17 protein-coding genes are annotated in these 18195 nt (G+C 71.9%); 6 read left to right on the forward strand and 11 right to left on the reverse strand.

Features of this window, described 5'->3' with window-relative positions:
* Positions 1-15: 15 nt before the first annotated feature.
* Positions 16-732 carry an SIMPL domain-containing protein gene (locus ACIBK5_RS17420; protein ID WP_399020501.1) on the reverse strand — a complete coding sequence of 239 codons (717 nt, stop codon included), beginning with the start codon at positions 730-732 and terminating at the stop codon, positions 16-18.
* 163 nt (positions 733-895) lie between these two features.
* Between ACIBK5_RS17420 and ACIBK5_RS17425 the strand changes: the two genes are divergently transcribed.
* Positions 896-2701: a bifunctional metallophosphatase/5'-nucleotidase gene (locus ACIBK5_RS17425; protein WP_399020503.1), complete on the forward strand. Its 1806-nt coding sequence runs from the start codon at positions 896-898 to the stop codon at positions 2699-2701.
* Positions 2702-2716: 15 nt separating this feature from the next.
* On the opposite strand, the gene ACIBK5_RS17430 is transcribed toward ACIBK5_RS17425, so the two are convergent.
* The 7 genes from ACIBK5_RS17430 to ACIBK5_RS17460 form a co-directional block, all read right to left on the reverse strand.
* A complete protein-coding gene (locus ACIBK5_RS17430) occupies positions 2717-4156 on the reverse strand; it encodes a lysine N(6)-hydroxylase/L-ornithine N(5)-oxygenase family protein (protein ID WP_399020505.1) in 1440 nt (479 codons plus the stop codon).
* Positions 4153-5562 carry a pyridoxal phosphate-dependent decarboxylase family protein gene (locus ACIBK5_RS17435; protein ID WP_399020507.1) on the reverse strand — a complete coding sequence of 470 codons (1410 nt, stop codon included), beginning with the start codon at positions 5560-5562 and terminating at the stop codon, positions 4153-4155. The genes ACIBK5_RS17430 and ACIBK5_RS17435 overlap by 4 nt, the downstream gene beginning before the upstream one ends.
* Before the next feature lie 103 nt (positions 5563-5665).
* On the reverse strand, positions 5666-6499 hold the full coding sequence (locus ACIBK5_RS17440) for an NAD(P)H-binding protein (protein WP_399020509.1): 834 nt from the start codon (positions 6497-6499) through the stop codon (positions 5666-5668).
* A gap of 113 nt (positions 6500-6612) precedes the next feature.
* A complete protein-coding gene (gene pepN / locus ACIBK5_RS17445) occupies positions 6613-9138 on the reverse strand; it encodes an aminopeptidase N (protein ID WP_399020511.1) in 2526 nt (841 codons plus the stop codon).
* A 67-nt stretch (positions 9139-9205) separates the two neighbouring features.
* The gene (locus ACIBK5_RS17450) at positions 9206-9757 is read right to left on the reverse strand and encodes a two-component system response regulator (protein ID WP_399020513.1); all 552 of its coding nucleotides are present in this window, start codon (positions 9755-9757) and stop codon (positions 9206-9208) included.
* Between the two features lie 141 nt (positions 9758-9898).
* The gene (locus ACIBK5_RS17455; protein WP_399020515.1) at positions 9899-10249 is read right to left on the reverse strand and encodes a chorismate mutase; all 351 of its coding nucleotides are present in this window, start codon (positions 10247-10249) and stop codon (positions 9899-9901) included.
* A gap of 45 nt (positions 10250-10294) precedes the next feature.
* Positions 10295-10747, reverse strand: a complete 453-nt coding sequence (locus ACIBK5_RS17460; RefSeq protein ID WP_399020517.1) for a GNAT family N-acetyltransferase — start codon at positions 10745-10747, stop codon at positions 10295-10297.
* Positions 10748-10869: 122 nt separating this feature from the next.
* Here ACIBK5_RS17460 and ACIBK5_RS17465 point away from each other — a divergent pair, with 122 nt between their 5' ends.
* Positions 10870-11760 (forward strand): hypothetical protein, encoded by an 891-nt coding sequence (locus tag ACIBK5_RS17465; protein ID WP_399020519.1) that lies wholly within the window; start codon positions 10870-10872, stop codon positions 11758-11760.
* Positions 11761-11881: 121 nt separating this feature from the next.
* On the opposite strand, the gene ACIBK5_RS17470 is transcribed toward ACIBK5_RS17465, so the two are convergent.
* Both ACIBK5_RS17470 and ACIBK5_RS17475 read right to left on the reverse strand, forming a co-directional pair.
* Positions 11882-12877 carry an SDR family oxidoreductase gene (locus tag ACIBK5_RS17470; protein ID WP_399020521.1) on the reverse strand — a complete coding sequence of 332 codons (996 nt, stop codon included), beginning with the start codon at positions 12875-12877 and terminating at the stop codon, positions 11882-11884.
* 1 nt (position 12878) lies between these two features.
* Positions 12879-13619, reverse strand: a complete 741-nt coding sequence (locus ACIBK5_RS17475; protein ID WP_399020523.1) for an SDR family oxidoreductase — start codon at positions 13617-13619, stop codon at positions 12879-12881.
* A 55-nt stretch (positions 13620-13674) separates the two neighbouring features.
* Here ACIBK5_RS17475 and ACIBK5_RS17480 point away from each other — a divergent pair, with 55 nt between their 5' ends.
* Genes ACIBK5_RS17480 through ACIBK5_RS17495 form a run of 4 tightly spaced genes read left to right on the forward strand, consistent with a single transcriptional unit; the run spans position 13675 to position 17047 of the window.
* On the forward strand, positions 13675-14424 hold the full coding sequence (locus ACIBK5_RS17480; RefSeq protein ID WP_399020525.1) for an enoyl-CoA hydratase family protein: 750 nt from the start codon (positions 13675-13677) through the stop codon (positions 14422-14424).
* The gene (locus tag ACIBK5_RS17485) at positions 14425-15261 is read left to right on the forward strand and encodes a CoA transferase subunit A (RefSeq protein ID WP_399020527.1); all 837 of its coding nucleotides are present in this window, start codon (positions 14425-14427) and stop codon (positions 15259-15261) included.
* On the forward strand, positions 15258-15998 hold the full coding sequence (locus ACIBK5_RS17490) for a CoA-transferase subunit beta (RefSeq protein ID WP_399020529.1): 741 nt from the start codon (positions 15258-15260) through the stop codon (positions 15996-15998). The genes ACIBK5_RS17485 and ACIBK5_RS17490 overlap by 4 nt, the downstream gene beginning before the upstream one ends.
* Positions 15998-17047 carry an NAD(P)H-dependent flavin oxidoreductase gene (locus ACIBK5_RS17495; protein ID WP_399020531.1) on the forward strand — a complete coding sequence of 350 codons (1050 nt, stop codon included), beginning with the start codon at positions 15998-16000 and terminating at the stop codon, positions 17045-17047. The genes ACIBK5_RS17490 and ACIBK5_RS17495 overlap by 1 nt, the downstream gene beginning before the upstream one ends.
* Here ACIBK5_RS17495 and ACIBK5_RS17500 read toward each other — a convergent pair.
* Positions 17031-18188 carry an acetyl-CoA C-acetyltransferase gene (locus ACIBK5_RS17500; RefSeq protein WP_399020533.1) on the reverse strand — a complete coding sequence of 386 codons (1158 nt, stop codon included), beginning with the start codon at positions 18186-18188 and terminating at the stop codon, positions 17031-17033. The two genes, ACIBK5_RS17495 and ACIBK5_RS17500, sit on opposite strands and share 17 nt — an antisense overlap.
* Between the last annotated feature and the right edge of the window lie 7 nt (positions 18189-18195).

Raw genomic sequence — 18195 nt, forward strand, 5'->3', positions numbered from 1 at the left:
CCTCCGGATATCCGGCTACAGCCGCGGCGGCACCATCGTGAAGCGGGCGTTGATCTGGGCGTGGACGCGCTGGCGTTGGGGTTCGAGGTCGAGGGGTGCCGCCGCGGTGTCCTCGGCGCCGGCGTAGGCGGCGGAGCGCATGCGGCCGGGGGCCTGGGGGTAGGCCGGCGGGGCGTTCTCGGCGCCGATGTCGGCGAGTTCGACGAGGGCGGAGAGGGTGGTGTCGAGTGCCTCGGCGTATTCGCGGGCGCGCTGGACGGCTTCCCGTACGGCCTTCTTCCTGGCCTCGCGGTGGGCGGGCGAGTCGGGGCGCAGGGCCCACCAGGGGCCGTCGACGCGGGTGAGTTCGAGGTCGGCGAGGCGGGTGGTGAGTTCGCCGAGGGCGGTGAAGTCGGTGAGTTCGGCGGTGACGTGGACGCGGCCGTGGTAGGTGCGGATGCGCTCGCCGCGTCCGTGCTTGGTGAGTTCGGGCGTGATGGAGAAGGCGCCGGTCTCCAGGCGTTCGACGGCGTCGCCGTAGGACTTGACCAGGTCGAGGACGCCTGTGTTGCGGCGGGTGAGGTCGTCGAGGGCGGAGCGGCGGTCGCGGCCCCGGGCGGCGACGGTGATGCCGATGCGGGCGATCTCCGGGTCGACTTCGAGGCGGGCCTCGCCGCGGACGGCGATGCGGGGTGCGTCGGGTGTTCCGTAGGGGACTGCGGGCTGGGAGGCGTCTCCGGTGGGCGCGGTCATACGCCCCACTCTGTCATGTTGTGGCTGGCCGGAGGCGTGGAGTGGGGGTTCTGAGTCATCTAATCGCAACCTGCCGGGGCTGTTGCGGTCGGTCATGACCGGGTCAGAATCTACGCGCGTTATCTACGCGCGTCGTTCACAGATTCCGCAAGGGGAGCCAGACATGCCGTTGAACCGCCGGAAGTTCCTGGGGAAGTCCGCCGTGACCGGGGCGGGGGTGGCGCTGGCCGGTGCGGTCACGGCGCCGGGTGCTCAGGCGGCCGAGGGGCGCGGCGGCAAGCGGCGCGAGAAGCGGTACGCGTTCACCGTGATGGGGACGACGGACCTGCACGGCAACGTCTTCAACTGGGACTACTTCACGGACAAGGAGTTCGACGACAAGGACCACAACGACATCGGTCTCGCGAAGGTCTCCACCCTGGTGAACCGGATCCGCGAGGAGAAGGGCCGCCGCAACACGCTGCTCATCGACGCGGGCGACACGATCCAGGGCACGCAGCTGTCGTACTACTACGCCAAGGTCGACCCGATCACCGCCAAGGGCGGCCCGGTGCACCCGATGGCGCAGGCCATGAACGCCATGGCCTACGACGCGGCGGCGCTCGGCAACCACGAGTTCAACTACGGCATTCCGGTGCTGCGGAAGTTCGAGGAGCAGTGCCGTTTCCCGCTGCTGGGCGCGAACGCGCTGGACGCGAAGACGCTGCGGCCGGCGTTCGCGCCGTACAGCATGCACCGGCTGCGTACGCCGTTCGGGCGGGATGTGAAGGTGGCGGTGCTGGGTCTGACCAACCCGGGGATCGCGATCTGGGACAAGGCGAACGTGCAGGGCAAGATGACGTTCCCGGGTCTGGAGGAGCAGGCGGCGAAGTGGGTGCCGAAGCTGCGGTCGATGGGCGCGGACGTCGTCATCGTGTCGGCGCACAGCGGTTCGTCGGGGACGTCGTCCTACGGTGACCAGTTGCCGTACATCGAGAACGCGGCCGGTCTGGTGGCGGAGCAGGTGCCGGGGATCGACGCGATCCTGGTGGGGCACGCGCACACGGAGATCGCCGAGTACTTCGTCACCAACAAGAAGACCGGCAAGCGGGTCGTGCTGTCGGAGCCGCTGAAGTGGGGGCAGCGGCTGACGCTGTTCGACTTCGAGCTGGTGTGGGCGAAGGGCTGCTGGAAGGTCGCGAAGGTGGGTGCGAAGGTCCTGAACTCCAACACGGTGGAGGAGAACCGGAAGATCGTGCGGCTGCTGTCGGACGAGCACGAGAAGGTCGTGGCGTACGTCAACCAGGTCATCGGCACGAACGCGGCGGAGATGACGTCGGCCGAGGCGCCGTACAAGGACGTGCCGATCATCGATCTGATCAACCACATCCAGGCGGACACGGTGAGGCAGGCGCTGGCGGGCACGGAGCATGCCTCGCTGCCGGTGCTGTCGCAGGCGGCGTGTTTCTCGCGCAGTGCCCGGATCCCGGCGGGCGAGGTGACGATCCGGGATGTGGCGGGGCTGTATGTCTTCGAGAACACGCTGGAGGCGCGTCTGATGACGGGTGCGCAGATGAAGGCGTATCTGGAGTTCTCGGCGAACTACTTCGTGCAGACGGCGCCGGACGCGCAGGTGGATCCGGCGAAGCTGACGAACGCGAACGGCACGCCGGACTACAACTATGACGTGGTGAGCGGTCTGGCCTATGAGATCGACATCGCGAAGCCGGCGGGTTCGCGGGTGACGAATGTGCGGTTCGAGGGGCAGCCGCTCGCGGACGACGCGCAGTTCGTGTTCGCGGTGAACAACTACCGGGCCAACGGCGGCGGGAACTTCCCGCATGTCGCCGCGTCGAAGCTGCTGTGGTCGAACTCGGACGAGATCCGCAACACCATGATCGCCTGGGTGAAGGCGAAGGGGTCCGTCGACCCGGCCGAGTTCGCGGCGGTGGACTGGAAGCTCACGCGGAACGGCACGCCCGTCTTCTGAGCGCCTTGAGCTTCATCACCTTCGGTCCACCAGCGGGGTCAGTGCCGGTGCTTCACGGGGCGGCGGGACCTGCTGCCGCTGTGTGAGGCCGAAGGTGGTGAAGGCGGTGCGGCGCGGCAGGGAGTACGCCTCCCTGCCCGTCAGGGAGTTGAGGATGATCGCGCTGCGCCAGGCGGCGAGCCCGAGGTCGGGGGCGCCGACGCCGTGGGTGTGGGTCTCGGCGTTCTGGACGTATGCCGTGCCGGTGACGGACGGGTCGAGGACGAGGCGGTACTCCTCGTCGATGCGCGGGCGTTCCCGGCTGTCGCGGCGCAGGTAGGGGTCGAGGCCTGCGAGGACGCGGTCGAGGGGGCGTTCGCGGTAGCCGGTGGCGAGGACGACGGCGTCGGTGGTGAGCCGGGAGCGGCTGTCCTGTCTGCCGTGTTCCAGGTGCAGTTCCACCTTGGTCGTGGCGACGCGGCCCGCGGTGCGGACGTGGACGCCGGGGGTGAGGACGGCGTCGGGCCAGCCGCCGTGCAGGGTGCGGCGGTAGAGCTCGTCGTGGATGGCGGCGACGGTGGCGGTGTCGATGCCCTTGTGCAGTTGCCATTGGCCGGTGAGGAGCCGGTCGCGGGCGGATTCGGGCAGGGCGTGGAAGTAGCGGGTGTGGTCGGGGGTGAAGTGCTCCAGGCCGAGCTTGGAGTACTCCATGGGTGCGAAGGCCTCGGTGCGGCCGAGCCAGTGGAGTTTCTCTTGGCCCGCGGGCCTGTTCCGCAGCAGGTCGAGGAAGATCTCGGCGCCGGACTGTCCGATGCCGACGACCGTGATGTGCTCGGCGGCGAGCAGGGTGGCGCGGTGGTCGAGGTAGTCGGCGGCGTGCACGACGGGGACGCCGGGTGCCTGGGCGAGGGGCTTGAGGGGTTCGGGGACGTACGGTTCGGTGCCGATGCCGAGGACGACGTTGCGGGCGTAGGTGCGGCCGAGGGCCTCGGCTTCCCCGTCGGCGTCTAGCTGGGTGAAGTCGACCTCGAAGACGTCGCGTTCGGGGTTCCAGCGGACGGCGTCGACCTGGTGGCCGAAGTGGAGGTCGGGGAGGCTCTCGCCGACCCAGCGGCAGTAGGCGTCGTATTCGGCGCGCTGGATGTGGAAGCGTTCGGCGAAGTAGAAGGGGAAGAGCCGCTCGCGGGACCTGAGGTAGTTGAGGAAGGTCCAGGGGCTGGTGGGGTCGGCGAGGCTCACCAGGTCGGCGAGGAACGGGACCTGGATGGTCGCGCCCTCGATGAGCAGGCCGGAGTGCCAGTCGAAGGCGGGGCGCTGGTCGTAGAAGACGGTGTCGAGTTCGCCGAGCGGGTGGGCGAGGGCGGCGAGGGAGAGGTTGGCGGGGCCGATGCCGATGCCGACCAGGTCGCGGGGGGCGTCGGGCTGGTGGTGCGGGTGGGGCGTCGGGGCGGGGTCGGGGGTGGGCGCGGGGTTCATCGGGGGGTGTGTCCTTCCACGAGGGTGGCTCGGCGTGCTGCCACGAGGTGCAGCAGGGCGGCCAGGTCGTCGGGCCCGGTGGCGGGGTTGAGGAGGGTGGCCTTGAGCCAGAGCCGGCCGTCGAGGCGGGTCCGGCCGAGGACGGCACGGCCGTCGGTGAGGAGCGCGCGGCGTACGGCGGCCACGCCGGCGTCGGTGGCGCCCGCGGGCCGGAACAGCACTGTGCTGATGGCGGGCGGGGCGTGGAGTTCGAAGCCGGGGTGGTCGTGGACGAGGGCGGCGAACTCCCGGGCGCGGGCGCAGATCTGGTCGACCAGTGTGCCGAGGCCGCGGCGGCCGAGGGTCTTGAGGGTGACGGCGAGTTTGAGGACGTCGGGGCGGCGGGTGGTGCGCAGGGACCTGCCGAGCAGGTCCGGCAGGCCGGCTTCGGTGTCGTCGGGGGCGTTGAGGTAGTCGGCGCGCTGCCGCAGGGCGGTGAGGTCGCGGGGCTCTTTGACGGCTAGGAGGCCTGCGGCGATGGGCTGCCAGCCGAGTTTGTGCAGGTCGAGGGTGACGGTGTCGGCGGTGTCGAGCCCCGTGAGCGCGGGGCGGTGCCGGGTGCTGAACAGGAGGCCTCCGCCGTAGGCGGCGTCGATGTGCAGCCGGGCGCCGTGGGCCGCGCAGCGGGCGGCGATCTCGGGCAGCGGGTCGATGAGACCGGCGTCGGTGGTGCCGGCGGTGGCGGCGACGAGCAGCGGGCCGGGCAGGCGGGTGAGGGTCTGGTGGAGCGCGGCGGGGTCGAGCGTCCCGGCCGGGGCGGGTACGACGACGGGTTCGGGCAGGCCGAGCAGCCAGGCGGCCCGCGCGAGCGAGTGATGGGCGTTGGCCCCGCACACCAGCCGCACGGACCTGCCGTACGTCTCCCGCGCGAGGAGCAGGGCGACCTGGTTGGACTCGGTACCGCCGGTGGTGACGAGGGAGTCGGGGCTTCGGGACGCTTGCTGCCGGCCGTCGCCGTAGATCTCCCCGGCCAGTGTCCTCGCGACCAGTGTCTCCAGTTCCGATGCCGCCGGGGCCTGGTCCCAGGAGTCGAGGGAGGGGTTGAGGGCGGAGGCGGCGAGGTCGGCGGCGGTGGCCACGGCCAGGGGTGGGCAGTGCAGGTGGGCGGCGCACAGGGGGTGTGCCGGGTCGGCGGCGCCCTCGGCGAACGCGTGGATCAGGGCGCGCAGGGCGTGCGGGTCGCCCTGGTCGGGGAGGAGCTCCCCCACCGCCTCCCGTACCCGCGCCGCGACCGCGTCCGGCCCGCCCGCGGGCAGTGGCCCGCCGCGTGCCCGGGCGCCGGTGTCCAGCGCTTCGAGCACGGTGTCGAGCAACGGGCGCAGGGCGCGGGGGCCTTCGGGACCTGAGGCGAGGGGCGGCGTGCTCATGGGCGTCCTCCGGGGAGCGGGGCGACGCGCCCGTGAAGCCCAACGACCGGAGCCGGGTGGAGGTACTTCCGTACGGGGAGAACCTGTTGGGGTCCGGAGCGCCTCAGCCCTTGAAGTCGTCCACGTGGTCCTCGGCCCAGAGGGTGAAGGGACGGGCGGGCCGGCCGGTGATCTCCCCTACCGTGTCGGTGATTTCGGGTGGTGTGCCGACCGACTCGGCGAAGCTCCTGAGGAGAGCCTGGAGCATGTCCGGTGGCACGTGCGGGAACAGTTCGGGTCCTGCCGCGTCGGGTGACAGTTCGGCGAAGCGCAGGTCGCGGCCGAGGGCCCGGCCGATCGCCTCGACCTGCCCGGCGTTGCTGATCGCCTCCGGACCGGTCAGGCGGTGGGCGGTGTTCTCGTGGCCGTCGTCGAGGAGGGCGCGTTCGGCGACGGCGGCGATGTCGTCCTCGTGGACCGGGGCGGACTGCCCGTCGGCGAAGACGCCGCGGACGGTGTCACCGGTACGGATCTGCGGGGCCCACTGGAAGGCGTTGGCGGCGAACGCGTTGGGGCGCAGGAAGGTCCACGCCAGGCCGCTGTCGCGGACCTGCTGCTCGGCGGTGGCGTGCATGACGTGGATGGGGTGGGTCTCGTCGGCGCCCGAGTCGATGATCCCGGAGGACAGCAGGACCACATGACGTACTCCGGCGGCACGGGCCGCCGCCAGGAGACGGGGTGTGTGGTCGCCGCCTGCCTGGACGTACAGGAACAGTTCGGTCGTGCCGTCGAACAGGGCGGCCGGCTCGTCGAGGCTGAACCGTACGGCTTCGGCGCCGGTGGGCAGGCGGGCGCGTCGCGGGTCTCGGGTGAGTGCCCGCACGGGCCGTCCGGTGGCGACGAGGCGTTCGACCAGGGCACGGCCGACGTTTCCGGTGGGACCGGTCACTGCGATCACGAAGGGCTCCTCGGGCTTGATCGTTCTTGCCTCCCCGAGGCTAGGAAGGGCGGCGGTCCCGCCGCATCGGCGAAAGGAACCAGCCGCCCTGCCCGTGCCCTACGTCGCCGGTCCTAGTTCTCCTTGCCCTGTCGGACTCGCAACGCCCGTGCCAGGTCGTCCAGTTGGTCGACGAGTTTGCGGCGCAGGGCCGGGATCGGGGCGGCGTCGCGCAGGCACTCCTCGCCGAGGCGGAGGTGCTCGGCGTCGACCGCGTGGGCGGGGAAGGCCGAGCGGCCGACGGCCGTGGCGATGGCGGGGCCGCGGCGGTCGGCGACAGCCACCGCGTCGGGGTAGTAGCGCGGCACGTACGCACGGACCAGATCGGCCTGCTCAGGCTGCCAGAAGCCCGCGGCGGTGGCGGTGAAGAGGTAGTTGGACAGGTCGTCGGAGCCGAACATCGCCTGCCAGGCGCGGGCCTTGGCCTCCGGGTCGGGCAGCGCGGCCCGGCAGTGGGCGGCGCCCTCCTGGCCGGTGGCGCTGGGGTCGCGTTCGAGTTCGGCGGCGATGGCGGCCTCGTCGGTGGCGCCGAGGACGGCGAGCCGGGCGAGGACGCGCCAGCGCAGCTCGGGGTCGAGCTCCGGGCCGCCGGGGACGGTGCCGTCGGCGAGCCAGGCGGCGATGGTGTCGGGGTGGGCCGCGACGTCGATGCGGTGGCGTACGGCGATCAGACGCAGGCCGGGGTTGTCGCCGTCCTCGGTGCGGCGGATGAGGTCGCGGCACAGGTCGGAGAGGGTGGCGAGCGCGGCGGGCCGCTCCTCGGGCGTGAGGTAGTGGTCCGTGATGTACGTGGACGCGAAGGCGAGGACGCCCTGGACGACGGCGAGGTCCGTCTCGAGCGGGAGATGGGCGCGGGCGGTCTCCAGGTAGGCGGCGGGGGCCAGTTCGCCGTCGCGGACGGCGTCGCGCAGGGCGTTCCAGACGACCGCGCGGGTGAGCGGTTCGGGCAGGCCGGACAGCTCCTTGCGGATGGTCTCGAAGGACTCGGGGTCGAAGCGGACCTTGGCGTAGGTCAGGTCGCCGTCGTTGAGGAGGAGCAGGGCCGGGCGCTTGCCGAGGGGCTGGGCGCCGTCCCGCGGCAGGTCCAGGTGGAGGCGTTCGCGCAGGACGAGGTGCCCGCCGTCGTCGCCGAGGTCCCGGTCGTAGAGGCCGACGGCGATGTGGTGGGGGCGGCTGCCCGCCTGGTCGACGGTGAGGGCGCAGGTGCCGTTCTCGCCGGGGGCGATCCGGGGGGTGAGGGTGTCGACGCCGGTGGTGCGCAGCCAGGCGTCGGCCCAGGCGTGGACGTCGCGTTCGGTGGCGCCGGCGAGGGAGTCGATGAAGTCGGCGAGGGTGGCGTTGCCGAACTTGTGCCGGGCGAAGTGGGTGTTGATGCCGGCGAGGAAGTCCTTGTCGCCGAGCCAGGCGACCAGTTGCCGCAGCGCGCTGGCGCCCTTGGCGTAGGAGATGCCGTCGAAGTTGAGGAGCGCGGAGGCGGTGTCGTCGACGGCCTCGGGGGCGACGGGGTGGGTGGAGGGGCGCTGGTCGGCGTCGTAGCCCCAGGACTTGCGGGTGATGCCGAAGTCGGTCCAGGTGTCGGCGCCCCACTCCCTCGTGGGAGTCCCCCCAGGGCCCCCGAGGGTGGCTTCGGCGAGGGTCTGGTAGCCCATGTACTCGGCGAAGGACTCGTTCAGCCAGATGTCGTCCCACCACTTGAGGGTGACGAGGTCGCCGAACCACATGTGGGCCATCTCGTGGGCGATGACCATGGCGCGGGTCTGCCGCTCGGTGTCGGTGACGGCGGAGCGGTAGACGAACTCGTCGCGGAAGGTGACCAGGCCGGGGTTCTCCATGGCGCCCGCGTTGAACTCGGGGACGAAGGCCTGGTCGTAGGAGTCGAAGGGGTAGGGCTCGTCGAACTTCTCGTGGTAGCGGTCGTAGCACGCGCGCGTGACGTCGAGGAGTTCGTCGGCGTCGGCGTCCAGGTAGGGGGCGAGGGAGCGGCGGCAGTGCAGGCCGAAGGGCAGGCCGCGGTGCTCGGTGCGTACGGAGTGCCAGGGGCCGGCGGCGACGGCGACGAGGTAGGTCGAGATCAGCGGCGTGGGCGCGGCCTTCCAGACGCCTTCGGTCTGTTCGGTGATGCCGTTGGCGAGGACGTTCCAGCCCTCGGGGGCCTGGACGGACAGCTCGAAGACGGCCTTGAGGTCGGGCTGGTCGAAGGCTGCGAAGACGCGCTGGACGTCGTCGAGGAACAGCTGGGTGTAGACGTACGTCTCGCCGTCGGTGGGGTCGGTGAAGCGGTGCATGCCCTCGCCGGTGCGGGAGTAGCGCATGAGCGCGTGCACGCGCAGTTCGTGCTCGCCGGCGGTGAGGTTCCTCAGGGGGAGCCGGTTGCCGTCGAGGGCTTCCGGGTCCAGGGGGTGTCCGTCGAGGGTGACGGAGCGCAGCTCGTCCGGCCTGACCTCGACGAAGCTGTCTCCGTCGGAGCGGGCGCTGAACCTGATCAGGGTGCGGGAGTCGAAGGTCTCGTCGCCGGTGGTCAGGTCGAGTTCGATCGTGTAGCGGTGCACGTCGAGGAGCTCTGCTCGGGTCTGCGCTTCGTCGCGCGTCAGTACGGACATGCGTGACATGCTGCCTGATGGCACTGGCAAGGCACAGAGGCGGATCGGTACGTGCCCAATGTCCGGTCTAGGTGCGGTCTTTTTCCAGCTCCCCGGCGTGCGCCCCCACGGGTCGCTGGGTCGGTACGCGCGCGTCGGGATGCGGCAGGGCGGGGCGCGGGGGGTGCGCCACGGCCTCGGTGTGCTCCCGTACGAGGGCGCGCAGCCGGCGCACTTCCCGCTCCAGGGCGAGGTGCCGCTGCTGGGCGTCGTAGAGGTAGCGGACCTTGGTGCGCAGGGCCCAGGGGTCCACGGGCTTCATGACGAGGTCGGCGACGCCGAGGCGGAAGGCGGCGGTGGTCAGTTCGTGGTCGGCGCCGAAGCCGGTGAGCAGGATGACGGGGATGTGCTGGGTCTGTTCGACGCGTCGCATGTAGCGCACCACCTCGAGGCCGCTGACTCCGGGCATGCGCACGTCGAGCAGCAGCAGGCCCACCTGGCCGCGGAGCACCTGCTTGAGCGCCTCGTCGCCGCTGGTGGCCCGGCCGAGCAGATAGCCCAGGGGGGCCAGGGCGCTTTCCAGTGCGTAGAGCGTGTCCTCGTGGTCGTCGACGATGAGGATCCTGGTATCCGACGGCATGACCCGACGCCCCTCCCTCGTGGAGGACCAGAGTAAGTCCGGGACACTGACGCGCAGTGCTCGTCAGCTGACATGCTGTGCACAGCGCAGCATGCCCCGCGCGGAGGGCCGTGTCACTCCCCTGGGAGCGGTCGTCCGGGGTCAGTTGCCGCCGGGCGCGGAGCCGTTGAGCGTCTCGTCGGCGATGCGCTCGTGGTGGCGGATGACCTCGGCGACGATGAAGTTCAGGAACTTCTCGGCGAAGGCCGGGTCCAGTTTGGCGTTCTCGGCGAGCGTGCGCAGCCGGTCGATCTGGCGGGACTCACGGGCCGGGTCGGCGGGCGGCAGCTGGTGCCTGGCCTTGAGGTGGCCGACCTGCTGGGTGCACTTGAAGCGCTCGGCGAGCATGTGGACGACGGCCGCGTCGATGTTGTCGATGCTGTCGCGCAGCCGGCCGAGTTCCTCGCGGACGGCGGCGTCGACGTCACCGGTGCCGGTGTTGCTGGTGGTCATGGGGCGTCAGCCTACGGGGATCACGCCGGGCGGCCGTACGTCGTCTCACTCCTCGGCCGGGCTGAGGCGCTTGTGGAAGTAGACGTCCTCGTGTCCGCCGGGCACGCCCTGGATACGGGCCCGTTCCCGGTAGCCGAGCCGCGGGTAGAAGCCGGGCGCCTGGAAGCTGTATGTGGAGACGATCATGTCGGTGCAGCCGCGCCGGGCCGCCTCGGCCTCCGCCGCGCGCATCAGGCGGCCGCCCCAGCCTGCGTGCCGCTGGTCCTCCCGCACCCAGAGCATGTCCACGGAGCACAGGCTGCCCCAGGTCCAGGCGGTGAGGCCGCCGATCAGCTCGCCGGTCTCGTCCGTGGCGCGGACCGAGAGGGGCTCGGTGGTGACGCCGTCGGCGGCGGCGGTGTTGAAGGCGGTCAGCTCCTCGTCGAGCCGCTCTTCGAGGTCGTCGTCCTGGCCGCCCACCCGGAGCTCGGCGGCCACGGTGCGCTGTTCGCTGGTCACGGCCCGGATTCTGCCAGCGGGGCCCGGGCGGGACGACCGGTTTTCGCGGCGGCGGCGCGGCCCCGTGGCCGTCACACTTTCGTACAGTGGAACCGGGTTCAGGGGCGTCTTGGGGGTGAGGCGTGGCGAACGACGGGCCGGTCGAGCACGGCTACCCGCATCTGGAGACGGTGCGGGCCGCCATCACGGCGTTGTACAAGCGCCTGTCGTACGACACCGTCCAGACGTTCGAGACCAGTGTGGTCCCCGCCGATGTGGCGTTCTGCGACACCGACGACCTGTATCTGGGGGCGCAGCGGGTGGCGCACGAGCTGGTGCGGCACTACCGGCTTCCGGACGCCAGGCTGATCGTGAGCTTCCGGGAGATGCGGCACGCGGCGAACGTCGAGCTCGCGGCCGGGCCGGAGTACTTCGTGGAGCTGAACGACCGGTTCCGTACGCATCGGCGGGACATCGGGGCGGCGCTCGCCCATGAGGTGATGCATGTGTATCTGCACCGCCTCGACCTGTCCTTCCCGGGCGTGCGGGACAACGAGATCCTGACGGACACGGCGACGACGTATCTGGGCGCGGGCTGGCTGCTGCTGGACGCGTTCCGGGAGGACGGGGCGTCGTCGCAGAAGCTGGGCTATCTGACGCCGGAGGAGTTCGGGTACGTGCTGGCCAAGCGGGCGCTGGTCTTCGGGGAGGACCCGTCGGTGTGGTTCACCAGCGCTCAGGCGTACACGGCGTATGTGAAGGGGATGGAGCTGGCGCGGCGGGACGAGCAGCAGCCGCCGCTGACGGCGGCGGGGTGGGCGGGGCGGCGGCGGTACGCCCGGGACCGGCGGCACGCGCCGGCGGGGCCTGCGCCGCAGCCGGGTGTGCGGTACCAGTTCTCTCCCGACGGGGGTGGGCGGTTGCGGGTGTCGTTCCCGTGCCCCGTCTGTCATCAGCGGATTCGGGTGCCGGTTCGGGGGCGGGTTCGGGCGCGGTGTGCGTTGTGCCGGAGTGTGCTGGAGTGCGACACGTAGGGGTGCGCGGATGCGCGGATGTGCGGGTGCGCGGGTGTGTGCTGGGGGTTCCGCCCCCGGACCCCCGGCCTGTGCCCACCCACCGGCCGAATCGGTGGGGCAGGAGGAACGCTCGCCCTTCCTACGCCCCGTAGACGGCCCCGGGCTCTCCTGCCTCCGCCAGCAGCTCGCGTGCCACCTCCCCCGCCTCCGCCGGACTCCACCGCCCGCCCTTGTCCGCACTCGGCCCCGGCCGCCACCCCTCCATCACCGTGATCCGGCCGCCCTCCGCCTCGAAGACCCGGCCCGTCACCCCGGCGCTCGCGGCCGAGCCGAGCCAGACGACCAGGGGCGAGACGTTCTCCGGGGCCATCGTGTCGAAGCCCGAGCCGGGTACCGCCATGGTGTCGGCGAAGGTGCGCTCCGTCATCCGGGTCCGGGCGGCGGGGGCGATCGCGTTGACCTGGACGCCGTAGCGGCGCAGTTCGGCCGCCGCGACGAGTGTCAGGGCGACGATCCCGGCCTTCGCTGCGCTGTAGTTGCCCTGTCCGACCGAGCCGACGAGACCGGCGCCGCTGCTGGTGTTGACGATGCGGGCCTCGGGCCGGCGGCCCGCCTTGGCCTCGGTCCGCCAGTGCGCGGCGGCGTGCCGCAGGGGCAGGAAGTGGCCCTTGAGGTGGACGCGTACGACGGCGTCGAAGTCGTCCTCGTCGAGGTTGACCAGCATCCGGTCGCGCAGGAAGCCCGCGTTGTTGACGAGGGTGTCGAGTCGGCCGTACGTCTCCAGGGCGGTGCGGATCAGCGAGGCGGCGCCCTCGGTCGTGGCGATGTCACCGGTGTGCGGCACGGCCTCGCCGCCCGCCGCGCGGATCTCCTCGGCGACCCGGGAGGCCGGGTCGCCGGGGCCGGGTGTGCCCTGGGCTCCAGGTGTGCCGTGGGCTTCAGGTGTGCCGCCAACTCCGGATGGGCCGTCAACTCCGGATGTGCCGTCGGCTCCAGGTGTGCCGTCGAGACCGACGCCGAGGTCGTTGACGACGAGCCGGGCGCCCTCGGCGGCGAACGCGAGGGCGTGCGCGCGGCCGAGCCCCCGTCCGGCGCCGGTGACGACGACGACACGTCCGTCGCGGATCGCGCTCATCTCACAGCTCCTTGTTCGCGGTCACGGCGTCCAGGAAGGCGGGGCGCTCCCCGCCCCCGTGGACGAGCAGGCTCGCCCCGCTGATGTAGGCGGCCGCGTCGGAGGCGAGGAACACCGCGGCCGCGCCGACGTCGGACGGCTCGGCGAGACGGCCGAGCGGGACGGTGCGGGAGACGGCGGCGACGCCGTCCTGGTCGCCGTAGTGGAGGTGGGAAAGCTCGGTGCGGACCATGCCCACGACGAGGGTGTTGACCCGTACGTCGGGCGCCCACTCCACGGCCATCGAGCGGGCGAGGCTCTCCAGGCCCGCCTTGGCGGCACCGTAGGCGGCGGTGCCGGGCGAGGGGCGGCCCCCGCTGACACTGCCGATCATGATGATCGAGCCCTTGGCGCGCCGCAGATGCTCGTACGCGGCGAGGGACACGGTCAGCGGAGCCACCAGGTTGAGCTCCACCACGCGCGCGTGCCGCTCGGCGTCGGCCGCGGTGAGCAGCCGGTGCGGTGCGCCGCCCGCGTTGTTGACCAGGACGTCCATCCGGGGCAGGTCGGCGAGGACGCGGCGGACGGCCTCGGGGTCACGGACGTCCAGGGGCACGAACTCGGTCCCGGGCCGTGGTACTTCCGGGGCTCGGCGGGCGCACACCACGACCTCCGCGCCCGCCCGCGCCAAGGCACGCGCGATACCGGCACCGACGCCCCGGGTGCCACCCGTGACGACGGCGACCTTCCCGTCCAGCTCCATTCGCTGCTACCTTTCCACCTAACAAACGTTTGGTGGAAAGGTAGCTGATGCGGCCATGGGTGTCTCCACCTCGTGCGTGGAAAGGGGCATTGCCGTTGTCACGGTCGACTTCCCGCCGGTGAACGCACTGCCGGTGGCCGGCTGGTTCGCGCTGGCCGAGGCGGTGCGGGCGGCGGGACGCGACCCGGAGGTCCGGTGCGTGCTGCTCACGGCTGAGGGGCGGGGGTTCAACGCGGGCGTGGACATCAAGGAGATACAGCGGGACGGGAACAGTGCGCTGATCGGCGCCAACCGCGCCTGCGGGGAGGCCTTCTCGGCGGTGTACGACTGCGCGGTGCCGGTCGTGGCGGCGGTACGGGGCTTCTGCCTGGGCGGCGGTATCGGCCTCGTGGGGAACGCGGACGCGATCGTGGCGAGCGAGGACGCGGTGTTCGGGCTGCCCGAGCTGGACCGGGGCGCCCTGGGCGCGGCCACGCATCTGGCCCGGCTGGTCCCGCAGCACCTGATGCGCGTCCTGTACTACACCTCGCGCACGGCGAGCGCGGCCGAGCTGCACGCGCACGGCTCGGTGTGGCGGGTCGTACCGAGCGAGGAACTGACGTCCGCCGCACTGGAGTTGGCGCGCGAGATCGCCGCGAAGGACGGGCAGCTGCTGCGCCTGGCCAAGGCGGCCATCAACGGCATCGATCCGGTCGACGTGCGCCGCAGCTACCGCTTCGAGCAGGGCTTCACCTTCGAGGCGGGCCTCAGCGGGGTGGCCGACCGGGTGCGGGCCGGCTTCGGGAAGGAGAAGGAGGGTGCGTAGGTGAGCGACAAGACGATGACAGCTGACGAGGCCGTCTCCCGTCTGCACAGCGGCATGACCCTCGGCATCGGCGGCTGGGGATCGCGCCGCAAGCCGATGGCCCTGGTCAGAGCGCTGCTGCGGTCGGAGATCACCGATCTCACCGTCGTCTCGTACGGCGGCCCGGACGTGGGCATGCTGGCCGCCGCCGGGCGGATCCGGAAGCTGGTCGCGGCCTTCGTCACCCTCGACTCGATCCCCCTGGAGCCCCACTACCGCGCGGCCCGCGAGCGGGGCGCCTTCGACCTGACGGAGATCGACGAGGCGATGTTCATGTGGGGGCTGCGCGCGGCGGCGAACCGGCTGCCGTTCCTGCCGGTGCGGGCCGGGCTCGGTTCGGACGTGATGCGGGTCAACCCGGACCTGCGGACGGTCACTTCGCCGTACGAGGACGGTGAGACGTTCGTCGCGATGCCCGCCCTGCGGCTCGACGCGGCCCTGGTGCACCTGAGCCGCGCCGACCGGCTGGGCAACGGCCAGTACCTGGGCCCGGACCCCTACTTCGACGACCTGTTCTGCGAGGCGGCGGACACGGCGTACATGAGCTGCGAACGGATCGTCGACACGGCCGAGCTGACGAAGGCGGGCCCGCCTCAGACCCTGCTGGTCAAGCGGCACACGGTCACCGGGGTCGTCGAGGCTCCGAACGGCGCGCACTTCACGTCCTGCGCGCCCGACTACGGCCGGGACGAGGCCTTCCAGAAGACCTACGCGACCACTCCCTGGCCGGAGTTCGCGGACCGCTTCCTCACCGGGGACGAGCGGGCGTACCGGTCGGCCGTGGAGGACGGGACATGACGGAACCCACCCGGGCCGTGACGGCGCCCACCCGCGCCGAGTACTGCGTGATCGCCTGCGCCGAGGCCTGGCGGGGCGACGGCGAGGTGCTCGCCAGTCCCATGGGGCTGATCCCCTCCGTCGGCGCCCGGCTCGCCCGGCTCACCTTCGCGCCCGACCTGCTGCTGACCGACGGCGAGGCGACACTCGTCCGCCCGGACGGGACGGCGGAGGGCTGGCTGCCGTACCGGCAGCACCTGGCCTGGGTCACCGGCGGGCGGCGGCACGTGATGATGGGCGCGAGCCAGATCGACCGGTTCGGCAATCAGAACATCTCCTGCGTCGGCGACTGGGAGCGGCCGAAGCGGCAGCTGCTCGGAGTGCGCGGCGCACCGGTCAACACGCTCAACAACCCGACCAGTTACTGGATCCCGAGGCACTCCCGGCGGGTCTTCGTCGAGCGGGTCGACATGGTCTGCGGCGTCGGATACGACCGTGCGGCCGGTGCGCGGCACCACCGCATCCCACGGGTCGTCTCCGACCTGGGCGTCTTCGACTTCGCCACCCCCGGCCGCTCGATGCGGCTGGCCTCGCTGCACCCGGGTGTCACGGTGGAGCAGGTCAGGGAGGCGACGGGTTTCGAGCTGACCGTCCCGGACGAGGTGCCGCCTACGCGTGAACCGACCGCCGAGGAGCTGCGGCTGATCCGTGAGGTCGTCGACCCGGCCGGCACCCGTGCCCGGGAGGTCGCCTCGTGATGGAGACGGCGCTGACCCGGCTGACCGGCGTCCGTCATCCGATCGTGCAGACCGGGATGGGCTGGGTGGCGGGCCCGCGCCTGGTCGGCGCCACGGCGAACGCGGGTGCCCTCGGCATCCTGGCCTCCGCGACGATGACGCCCGACCAGCTGCGCGCGGCCGTACGGGAGGTCCGGGCCCGTACCGACGCGCCGTTCGGGGTGAACCTGCGTGCCGACGCGGCGGACGCGGGCGACCGCGTCCGGATCCTGATCGACGAGGGCGTTCGTGTCGCCTCCTTCGCCCTGGCCCCCTCCCGGGAGCTGATCGGCGAGCTGAAGGAGGCCGGGGTGATCGTCATACCGACCGTGGGGGCGCGGCGGCACGCCGAGAAGGTCGCGGGCTGGGGTGCGGACGCGGTGCTCGTGCAGGGCACGGAGGGCGGCGGGCACACCGGCGAGGTGGCCACCACGGTGCTGCTGCCGCAGGTGGTGGACGCCGTGGACATACCGGTCGTGGCGGCGGGCGGGTTCTTCGACGGACGTGGACTGGTGGCGGCCCTGGCCTACGGGGCGGCCGGTGTGGCGATGGGCACGCGGTTCCTGCTCACCTCCGACTCGACCGTGCCGGACGCGGTGAAGGCGCGGTATCTGGCGGCGACGGTGCGGGATGTGACGGTGACGAGAGCCGTCGACGGGCTGCCGCACCGCATGCTGCGGACGGAGTTCGTCGGCGCCCTGGAGCAGGCGGGGCGGGCACACGCGTTGCTGCGGGCGCTGCGCCACGCGTCCGGATTCCGCCGGCTGTCGGGCACGACCTGGCGCGGGATGCTGAGGGACGGCCTCGCCATGAGGCACGGCAAGGACCTGTCGTGGAGTCAGGTGCTGCTTGCCGCGAACACGCCGATGCTGCTGAGGTCCGCGATGGTGGACGGCCGTACGGACCTGGGCGTGATGGCGTCCGGGCAGGTCGCCGGGGTGATCGACGACCTGCCGTCGTGCGCGGAGCTGGTGGAGCGGATCATGAAGGAGGCGGACGAGACGCTGACGCGGCTCAGGGCCTCTCGATGATCGTCACATTGGCCTGTCCGCCGCCCTCGCACATGGTCTGAAGGCCGAACCGGCCGCCGGTGCGCTCCAGTTCGTGCAGCAGGGTGGTCATCAGCTTCACGCCCGTGGCACCCAGCGGATGGCCCAGGGCGATGGCACCGCCGTTGACGTTGACCTTGTCCGGGTCCGCGCCGGTCTCCTTCTGCCAGGCCAGGACGACCGGGGCGAAGGCCTCGTTGATCTCGACCAGGTCGATGTCGTCGATGGCCATGCCGGTCTTCTTCAGGGCGTGGGCGGTGGCCGGGATCGGGGCGGTGAGCATCCGGATCGGGTCCTCGCCACGCACCGAGAGATGATGCACGCGTGCGCGTGGGGTGAGGCCGTGGTCGCGCACGGCCCGCTCGGAGGCCAGCAGCATCGCCGCCGCTCCGTCGGAGACCTGCGAGGAGCAGGCGGCCGTTATCGTGCCGCCGTCGAGGACCGGTTTGAGCCCGGCCATCTTTTCCAGAGAGGTGTCCCGGCGGGGGCCCTCGTCGGCCGTGACCTCCCCGTACGGCACGGTCTCGCGATCGAAGCGGCCCTCGTCGATCGCCCGCGCCGCCCGCTGATGGGACCGCAGCGCGAACTCCTCCTGGTCGCGCCTGCTGATCCCCCACTTCGCGGCGATCATCTCGGCACCCACGAACTGGTTCACCGGCTTGTCCCCGTACCGTGCCCGCCAGCCCGCGCTGCCGGCGAACGGTCCCTGGGTCAGCCCCAGGGGTTCGGCGGCCTGCCGGGTGGCGAAGGCGATGGGGATCATCGACATGTTCTGCACGCCGCCGGCGACCACCAGGTCCTGCGTGCCGGAGAGCACGGCCTGTGCCGCGAAGTGCACGGCCTGCTGCGAGGAGCCGCACTGCCGGTCGACGGTCACGCCCGGCACCTCCTCGGGCAGTCCGGCCGCCAGCCAGCAGGTCCGGGCGATGTCCCCGGCCTGGGGGCCCACGGTGTCCAGACAGCCGAGGACGACGTCCTCCACGGCGGCCGGGTCGACGCCCGAGCGGCTCATCAGCTCCTTGAGGGCATGCGCGCCGAGGTCGGCGGGATGGACCGCGCTCAGTCCTCCCCCGCGTCGCCCGACGGGCGTCCGCACCGCTTCGACGATGTAGGCCTCGGCCATGACAACT

The sequence above is a fragment of the Streptomyces sp. NPDC050546 genome (assembly GCF_044457425.1).
Lineage (GTDB): Bacteria > Actinomycetota > Actinomycetes > Streptomycetales > Streptomycetaceae > Streptomyces.

Bases quoted from the DNA above. Each gene is read 5' to 3' on its own strand.
- ACIBK5_RS17420 (WP_399020501.1), bottom strand. From the start codon at position 732: ATGACCGCGCCCACCGGAGACGCCTCCCAGCCCGCAGTCCCCTACGGA.
- ACIBK5_RS17425 (WP_399020503.1), top strand. From the start codon at position 896: ATGCCGTTGAACCGCCGGAAGTTCCTGGGGAAGTCCGCCGTGACCGGG.
- ACIBK5_RS17430 (WP_399020505.1), bottom strand. From the start codon at position 4,156: ATGAACCCCGCGCCCACCCCCGACCCCGCCCCGACGCCCCACCCGCAC.
- ACIBK5_RS17435 (WP_399020507.1), bottom strand. From the start codon at position 5,562: ATGAGCACGCCGCCCCTCGCCTCAGGTCCCGAAGGCCCCCGCGCCCTG.
- pepN (WP_399020511.1), bottom strand. From the start codon at position 9,138: ATGTCCGTACTGACGCGCGACGAAGCGCAGACCCGAGCAGAGCTCCTC.
- ACIBK5_RS17450 (WP_399020513.1), bottom strand. From the start codon at position 9,757: ATGCCGTCGGATACCAGGATCCTCATCGTCGACGACCACGAGGACACG.
- ACIBK5_RS17455 (WP_399020515.1), bottom strand. From the start codon at position 10,249: ATGACCACCAGCAACACCGGCACCGGTGACGTCGACGCCGCCGTCCGC.
- ACIBK5_RS17470 (WP_399020521.1), bottom strand. From the start codon at position 12,877: ATGAGCGCGATCCGCGACGGACGTGTCGTCGTCGTCACCGGCGCCGGA.
- ACIBK5_RS17475 (WP_399020523.1), bottom strand. From the start codon at position 13,619: ATGGAGCTGGACGGGAAGGTCGCCGTCGTCACGGGTGGCACCCGGGGC.
- ACIBK5_RS17480 (WP_399020525.1), top strand. From the start codon at position 13,675: ATGGGTGTCTCCACCTCGTGCGTGGAAAGGGGCATTGCCGTTGTCACG.
- ACIBK5_RS17490 (WP_399020529.1), top strand. From the start codon at position 15,258: ATGACGGAACCCACCCGGGCCGTGACGGCGCCCACCCGCGCCGAGTAC.
- ACIBK5_RS17495 (WP_399020531.1), top strand. From the start codon at position 15,998: ATGGAGACGGCGCTGACCCGGCTGACCGGCGTCCGTCATCCGATCGTG.
- ACIBK5_RS17500 (WP_399020533.1), bottom strand. From the start codon at position 18,188: ATGGCCGAGGCCTACATCGTCGAAGCGGTGCGGACGCCCGTCGGGCGA.